Source organism: Microbulbifer mangrovi (genome assembly GCF_002009015.1).
Classification (GTDB): Bacteria; Pseudomonadota; Gammaproteobacteria; order Pseudomonadales; family Cellvibrionaceae; genus Microbulbifer; species Microbulbifer mangrovi.
In genome coordinates this window covers 1-7,247 of the sequence record NZ_LZDE01000196.1, presented here as the reverse complement: position 1 = coordinate 7,247, position 7,247 = coordinate 1, and the positions used below count along the sequence as shown (strand labels likewise).

The 7,247-nt window shown below is 58.0% G+C and carries 8 protein-coding genes; all 8 read right to left on the bottom strand.

Annotated features, from left to right (window positions below):
• Nucleotides 1-57: 57 nt before the first annotated feature.
• The 8 genes from B4U49_RS02000 to metX all read right to left on the bottom strand — a co-directional run bounded on the left by B4U49_RS02000 (nt 58) and on the right by metX (nt 7,152).
• Complete coding sequence (locus B4U49_RS02000) at nt 58-327, bottom strand: RNA recognition motif domain-containing protein (RefSeq protein ID WP_010133764.1); 270 nt, start codon at nt 325-327, stop codon at nt 58-60.
• A gap of 296 nt (nt 328-623) precedes the next feature.
• Nucleotides 624-1,883: a transcription termination factor Rho gene (gene rho, locus B4U49_RS01995; protein WP_078082905.1), complete on the bottom strand. Its 1,260-nt coding sequence runs from the start codon at nt 1,881-1,883 to the stop codon at nt 624-626.
• 459 nt (nt 1,884-2,342) lie between these two features.
• Nucleotides 2,343-2,669 (bottom strand): thioredoxin TrxA, encoded by a 327-nt coding sequence (gene trxA / locus B4U49_RS01990; protein WP_078082904.1) that lies wholly within the window; start codon nt 2,667-2,669, stop codon nt 2,343-2,345.
• A gap of 171 nt (nt 2,670-2,840) precedes the next feature.
• Nucleotides 2,841-4,088, bottom strand: coding sequence for a radical SAM family heme chaperone HemW (hemW, locus tag B4U49_RS01985; RefSeq protein ID WP_420811459.1), 1,248 nt, complete (start codon nt 4,086-4,088; stop codon nt 2,841-2,843).
• 10 nt (nt 4,089-4,098) lie between these two features.
• Entirely contained in the window at nt 4,099-4,743 is a 645-nt protein-coding gene (gene rdgB / locus B4U49_RS01980; RefSeq protein ID WP_078082903.1) for an RdgB/HAM1 family non-canonical purine NTP pyrophosphatase, read from the bottom strand.
• Between the two features lie 70 nt (nt 4,744-4,813).
• Entirely contained in the window at nt 4,814-5,263 is a 450-nt protein-coding gene (locus tag B4U49_RS01975; RefSeq protein ID WP_078082907.1) for a DUF4426 domain-containing protein, read from the bottom strand.
• Between the two features lie 75 nt (nt 5,264-5,338).
• Entirely contained in the window at nt 5,339-5,929 is a 591-nt protein-coding gene (gene metW, locus B4U49_RS01970) for a methionine biosynthesis protein MetW (RefSeq protein WP_078082906.1), read from the bottom strand.
• Nucleotides 5,929-7,152: a homoserine O-succinyltransferase MetX gene (metX, locus tag B4U49_RS01965; RefSeq protein WP_078082902.1), complete on the bottom strand. Its 1,224-nt coding sequence runs from the start codon at nt 7,150-7,152 to the stop codon at nt 5,929-5,931. The genes metW and metX overlap by 1 nt, the downstream gene beginning before the upstream one ends.
• Between the last annotated feature and the right edge of the window lie 95 nt (nt 7,153-7,247).

Genomic DNA, 7,247 nt, shown 5'->3' with positions numbered 1-7,247 from the left:
TGAACAACCCGCAGCGGTCGCTGCGGGCTGCCGGACTTCTAGACGGTAAAGCGTGTCTTAGAAGCGGGGACGACGCGGACGGTCTTCGCGCGGCTTGGCTTCGTTAACACGGATGTTACGGCCAGACAGCGGCTGATCATTCATTTCTTCGATTGCCTTACGCGCTTCGTCGTCGTTCGGCATTTCTACGAAACCAAAACCTTTAGAACGGCCAGTTTCCCGGTCAGTGATTACAGTAGCCCGGGAGATTTCACCGAACGCACCGAAAGCTTCGTGCAGTTCGTCAGAGGTTACGCCGTAGGCCAGATTTCCGATATAGATATTCACAAAAAAGTCTCACTAGAGTCAGTGGGCTGTCGAGCAATTCACAAATGGTAACCAGCTCCACCGAGTTATCCATTTGAGATTGGTCCAGAGTCGCTCGACTTCCCAGCCGGGCGAGACCAATTCAGTAGGTGTCGAAAGTCTGTTCAACACCGCAATGAAAGCCTTTATATGCCTAACGCTTGGCCTTTTCAACTGAATTCGGCGTAATTTCACGCCTCATTCGTCGCATTGCAAAAATTGTCCATCACAAGCAAAAAAGGCCTGCACATTGCGCAGGCCTTTATTCTGTATCGGAATTATTTCCGTTTCATGGACAGGAAGAATTCGTCGTTGGTTTTGAAGTCCTTGAGCTTGTCGATCAGGAATTCAGTGGCGGCGAGATCTTCCATATCGTGCAGAAGTTTGCGCAGAATCCACACGCGCTGCAGTTCGCCTTCCGGCATCAGCAGCTCTTCGCGGCGGGTGCCGGAGCGGCGCACATTGATTGCCGGGTAGACGCGCTTCTCGGCAATCTTGCGGTCCAATTGCAGCTCCATGTTACCGGTGCCCTTGAACTCTTCGAAGATCACTTCGTCCATCTTGGAACCGGTGTCCACCAGCGCAGTGGCGATGATGGAAAGGCTGCCGCCCTCTTCAATATTACGGGCTGCACCAAAGAAGCGCTTCGGGCGCTCCAGGGCATGCGCGTCCACACCACCGGTCAGTACCTTGCCGGAGCTGGGTACGGTGGTGTTGTAGGCTCGCGCGAGACGGGTGATGGAGTCCAGCAGGATCACCACGTCCTTCTTGTGTTCTACCAGGCGCTTGGCCTTTTCGATCACCATCTCTGCCACCTGCACGTGACGGGCCGGCGGCTCATCGAAGGTGGAGGCAACCACTTCACCGCGCACGGAGCGCTGCATCTCGGTAACTTCTTCCGGGCGCTCGTCGATCAGCAGGACGATCAGGTGGCACTCCGGGTTGTTGCGGGTGATGGCCTGGGCCATGTTCTGCAACATGATTGTTTTACCCGCTTTGGGGGGTGCAACAATCAGGCCACGCTGGCCTTTGCCGATGGGCGCGACCAGGTCGATGATACGGCCGATCAGGTCTTCGGAAGATCCATTACCGCACTCGAGGGTGAGGCGATCGTTCGGGAACAGCGGCGTCAGGTTTTCAAAAAGAATCTTGTTGCGCGCGTTTTCCGGCTTGTCGAAATTGATATCGCTGACTTTCAGCAGTGCGAAGTAGCGTTCGCCTTCTTTGGGGGGGCGGATCTTGCCGGCAATGGAGTCGCCGGTGCGGAGGTTGAAGCGGCGGATCTGACTGGGAGAAACGTAGATATCATCGGGGCCTGCGAGGTAGGAAGAGTCGGCAGACCGCAAAAAGCCGAATCCGTCCTGAAGAATTTCCAACACCCCCTCGCCGTAGATGTCTTCACCGCTCTTGGCGTGGCGCTTGAGGATATTGAAAATGATGTCCTGCTTGCGCGAGCGGGCGAGATTTTCGAGCCCCATGCCTTTGGCAATTTCAATCAGCTCTTCAATGGGTTTGGTTTTTAATTCAGAAAGGTTCATACCAATTGCTTTATTAAGGTTTCTTCTGTCATTTGGCGCGGACGCACCGGAATTTTTTGAGGGGGGAGTTGAAAGTTCGATCTTGATAATACCCGTATCGACTGGTCGACGGATTCGCTGTCCGCACGCAACTCTTGTAAAACAATCTTAAACACAACCTGCACGCAGGTTACCGCTCATATTGGCACGCTAGGCTTGGCGAAGGTGCCAGAGGGAAGATCGTTCAACTTGAGGAGTTTGCGCCGGAGAGGCTGTGACGACAGCGGGGTTGGCGACTTGGCTCAGGTCTGGACTGAACAGTTACTTTGATTACTAGGCAGTATAACGGCAGTTCGGCATCCTGCAAGGTCTATTTATCAGACCGGTGAGCCGCCCGGGTAGCAAGGGTATGCGGGGCCCGGGAACGACTCGGGGGCGCCCTGCCCTGCCGTCGACAGAAGGCGCCCCGTACAGGCCAGATCAGATCTGGCTGTCGATAAACTCGGTCAGCTGGGCACGGGACAGTGCACCGACCTTGGTGCCTTCTACATTGCCGCCCTTGAACAGCAACAGGGTGGGGATACCGCGCACGTTGTACTTGGCTGCAGCTTCCTTGTTGGCATCTACGTCCACTTTGACGATTTTCAGCTGTTCGCCGTAGTGGCCTGCCAGATCTTCCAGTACCGGGGCGATCATCTTGCAGGGGCCACACCACTGTGCCCAGAAGTCTACCAGTACCGGGCCTTCCGCCTTGAGTACTTCGGCTTCAAATTCTGCATCGGTTACGTTGACGATGTTCGCGCTCATAGTGCTTTCCTGTGGTTCTGTTTCTTCAGGCCCCGCGGACCTGCCGGCTGACATGATAAGTACGGCCAGCAGGCCCCGCAAGGCAAATGGGGTCGCCGTCGTTGGCAATTTGCTGCAACAGTTGGCGTTTCGCCTTATATGAGGGCCGTGGCGCGGTTTTCAAGGGCCTGCTCAGTCCTCGGGCAGGAACCGTTGCAGGATCTCGTCCACATAGTCATAGCCAAATTCGGTAGTGGCGATGCTCGGTCCCAGGGGCTCCACCAGCTCCATGGCCTGCAACCGCGGCCACTGCCCCTCGAGCACCGACAACGGAAGCCCGGTATAGGCGGGGAAGCTCCCTGCCGGAACGCCGGAAGCCAGCCGCAGGGTGTTCATCAGGAACTCGAGCGGCCGCTCGGCCTCGGCCACGTCAGTCGTCTTGGGTGACGGGAATTGCACGCCGCCCTCCCCCACATGACAACCGAGAGCCAGGTAGTCTCGCGGGGTGCGTGTGCGCTGGGTGCGAATGATGCGGCCACTCTCCGGCAGGGTGAACTTGCCGTGCGCACCCGCGCCGATGCCGATGTAGTCGGCAAATGACCAGTAATTGAGATTGTGGCGGGAAGCGAGATCATGGCGCGCGTAAGCAGACACCTCGTAGCGGCCATAGCCCTGTGCGGCCAGGTACGCCCTGCCCGCCCGCTGGATGGCCGCGATCTGCTCGGAGCCCGGGGTGACCGGCGGCGCGGAGTAAAACGCGGTATTGGGCTCGATGGTGAGCTGGTACCAGGAGATGTGTTCCGCTCCCAGCTCCACCGCGCGCTCAAGGTCCCGCAGGGCATCGACTTCGCCCTGCCCGGGGAGACCGTGCATCAGGTCGATATTGATATTGTCGAAGCCCGCGGCACGGGCCTGGGTAGCTGCGGTCTCCGCCTCGGGGCCGGTGTGGATCCGCCCCAGGTTCTGCAATTGCAGCGGATCGAAACTCTGCACGCCGATCGACAGCCGGTTGACCCCGGCGCGGCGGTAGCCGGCAAACTTGGCCTGCTCAAATGTCCCCGGGTTGGCCTCCAGGGTGATCTCGATATCGGGCGCAAACCCCACCAGGGATTCCGCCAGATTCAGGACTCGCTCGATGGCCAGGGGAGAGAACAGGCTCGGAGTGCCACCGCCAAAAAAGATGGATCCCAGCTTGCGCCCCTGTATCCAACCCAGCTGGCTGCGCAGGTCCCGCTCCAGCTGGTCCACATAATCGGCTTCTGGCAACTGGGAATCGGTCTGCTCGCTATCCACAGAGTGACGGATGGCGACGTGCTCGCCGGTCCCCGCGGAAACTTCGTGAGAATTGAAATCACAGTAGGGGCATTTGCGCACACACCAGGGGATGTGCACGTACAGGCTGAGGGGCGGCAGTGACAAGTGCGGGGAATCGGAATTCACTGGTATCAACTCAGATCAGCTTCTTGCCCACGTCGGCATTGCGCTGCTGTTCCGGCAGCACCATCTCTTCGTGCCACAGTTTTTCAAATTTCTTTACCGCCTGGGCGCGATGGCTGAGTCGGTTTTTCACTTCCCGCGGCAGCTGCGCCGAGGTGAGCTTTTCCGTCGGAACATAAAACAGCGGGTCGTAACCAAACCCCTGATCGCCGGCGGTGTGGTTCAGGATCACCCCCTGCCAGCGCGCGGTGCACACCAGCGGCACCGGATCTTCCGGGGTGCGCACAAACGCCAGCGCGCAGTGGAAGCTGGCGATACGCCGCTCGCTGGGTACGTCCTGCAGCGCTTCCAAAAGCTTGCGATTGTTGTCTGCGTCGCTGGCACCGGCGCCGGCATAGCGCGCGGAGTAGATACCGGGCGCACCGCCAAGCGTATCCACTGCCAGACCGGAATCATCCGCCAGTGCCGGCAGGCCACTGGCACGGCTGGCGTGGCGCGCCTTGATCAGGGCGTTTTCAATAAAGCTGAGACCGGTTTCTTCCGCCTCCTGCTGTAGAAAGTCCGATTGCGGCAATACCGCAATCTGCCAGCCGGCAAACAACTGGGAAAATTCCTTGAGCTTGCCGGCGTTGCCACTGGCGAGAACGATTTTATCCATGGGAAGAATTCAGTTTCCGAAATGAAAACAGCGGGCAACCGGCCCGCTGTAAAAGATTTCTGCCGATCTGTCAGTTCTTGTGCAGCTGACGACGGAAGGTGAGCTGTTGCGAACTGCCATCTGGCATAACCAGATCGATATTGAAGGTGAGACTCTCTTCGTGCTCAAAGCGCAGTGGCGCCAGGTAATACACCGCATCCTGCTCGCGGATTTCCTTGAATTCGAGCGGACGAGACTGCTGGATCAGGTTGGTCGCATTGCCGGAAATCCCCGCGCTCATGCCCTTGAGATCATCTTTCTTGCTCACGGAAATATTGACGAACGCGCGGTCCCGGGCACGCACCAGGTTGTACTGGCGGGCGATCTCCGGGGGAATAAAGTCACTGTTAAACACCGAGTAGGTTACCCGGTAATCGCCAAAATCCTGGTGGTTTTCAATGGTTTTAGCGCCCTGGGCGGCGGCCGCAGCGGCCCACAGCAACAAGGCCATGGAAAAAAATGCAGCATACAGACGTTTCACGGCGTTCTCCTCAATCATCCTGTCGGCAACCTCTCCCACCGAGGCGGCGCGTTAAACAACCTTCTGCCCTTTATATTAGCGAGTCAGATGGTAAATCGCCGTCTCTCCAAAGAGATTCGGTAAAAAATCCTTCAACACCCCGGAAACAGGGGACTCCGAGACTACCTGACGGTGCAGAATTTTCCAGCTGTGCTCTCTACACAGCACCTCAAAGTCCTTGAAAGTACAAAAGTGAATATTCGGCGTGTCGTACCATTCATATGGTAATAAATCGGAAACCGGCATGCGCCCGGATACCGCCAGGTGCCAGCGCGCCTTCCACTGCCCGAAGTTGGGGAAGGTAATAATGCACTCACGCCCGACCCGCAACATTTCTTCCACCACCAGATGGGGAAAGCGCAGGGTCTGCAGGGCCTGGGTCATGACTACCGTATCAAAACTGTGGTCGGCGAAATTTTTCAGCCCGTTGTCGAGGTTCTGCTCCACCACATTCACACCGCGCTCGACACACTTCTGGATCTGATCGGGATCAATTTCCAGGCCGTAACCGCTGGCCTGTTTTTCCTTCGCCAGTCGCTCGAGCAAAGCACCGTCACCGCAGCCGAGGTCCAGCACCCGTGTATTGGCCGCAACCCAGTTGTGAATAATATCCAGGTCTTTACGCATCATGCTGACACCTCCCCTACATTGGCAGCGCCGTGTTCGCGGTCGACGTTACTCATATACGCGGCGAACAGGTTTTCGTAGCGCGCGTTGGGTAGCAGGAAGGCATCGTGTCCCATGGGGGATTCCACTTCTGCATAGCTCACCGGAATATTGGCGTGCATCAGTGCATCGGCAATTTCCCGCGAGCGCTCCGGGGCAAAGCGCCAGTCGGATGTAAACGAAACCAGCAGGAATTTACAACGCGCATTGGAAAAGGCTTTTACCGGGTCGTCCTCGTATTCCCGCGCCAGGTCGAAATAGTCCAGCGCGCGGGTCATCAGGATATAGGTGTTGGGATCGAAGCTGCTGGAAAAAGTATCCCCCTGATAGCGCAGGTAGCTCTGCACCTGGAATTCCACCAGTTCTTCCACACCCTGCTGGAAGGTGCCGGAGCGCAGCTCGCGACCAAATTTCTTGCCCAACCCGTCGTCCGACAGGTAGGTGATATGCCCGATCATCCGCGCCACCGCGAGACCATCCCGCGGCAGGGTTTCCGCTTCCAGATAACGTCCATCCCGGAAATCCGGATCCGAAGTGATCGCCTGACGGGCGGTCTCGTTGAACGCGATATTCTGCGCGGACAATTTCATCGCCGATGCGATCACCACACAGTGACGCAGCCGCTCGGGATATTCCAGCGCCCAGCGCATGGCCTGCATACCACCGAGGCTGCCTCCCACCACGGCGGCCCACTGCTGGATACCGAGGTGATCCGCCAGTTGCGCCTGGCTGTGCACCCAGTCTCGCGCCCGCAACGGCGGGAAGTCCGGCCCCCAGGGTTTGCCGGTTTCGGGGTTGATCGAGGCCGGGCCCGTGGAGCCGTGGCACCCGCCCAGGTTGTTCAGCGCAACCACAAAGAATTTATTGGTGTCGATGGGTTTGCCGGGACCGATATAGTGATCCCACCAGCCCGGGCGCTTGTCACTTTCACTGTGATAGCCGGCGGCGTGATGGTGCCCCGAGAGTGCGTGACAGATCAGTACGCCGTTGCTTTTATCGGTATTCAGGGTGCCGTAGGTCTCGTACACCAGGGTGTATTCATCCAGCACACGGCCACAGGCCAGCTTGAATGGCCCGGGAAAAGTGTGGCTCTGGGGCTCGACAATACCGACCGAATTGGCGGGCAGGCCTGTCGGCTTCGGAGAACTGGGAGATTGCGCTTCCGTGGTCAAAATCTTTCGCATGTGGTTACTGAGCGGGGCGCCAAGTTTACGAAAGGTGGGGGCGTGAGTACACAGCGAGGGGAGAAGCTAAGGTTCGGGCGGCGGGTGCGCCCTTG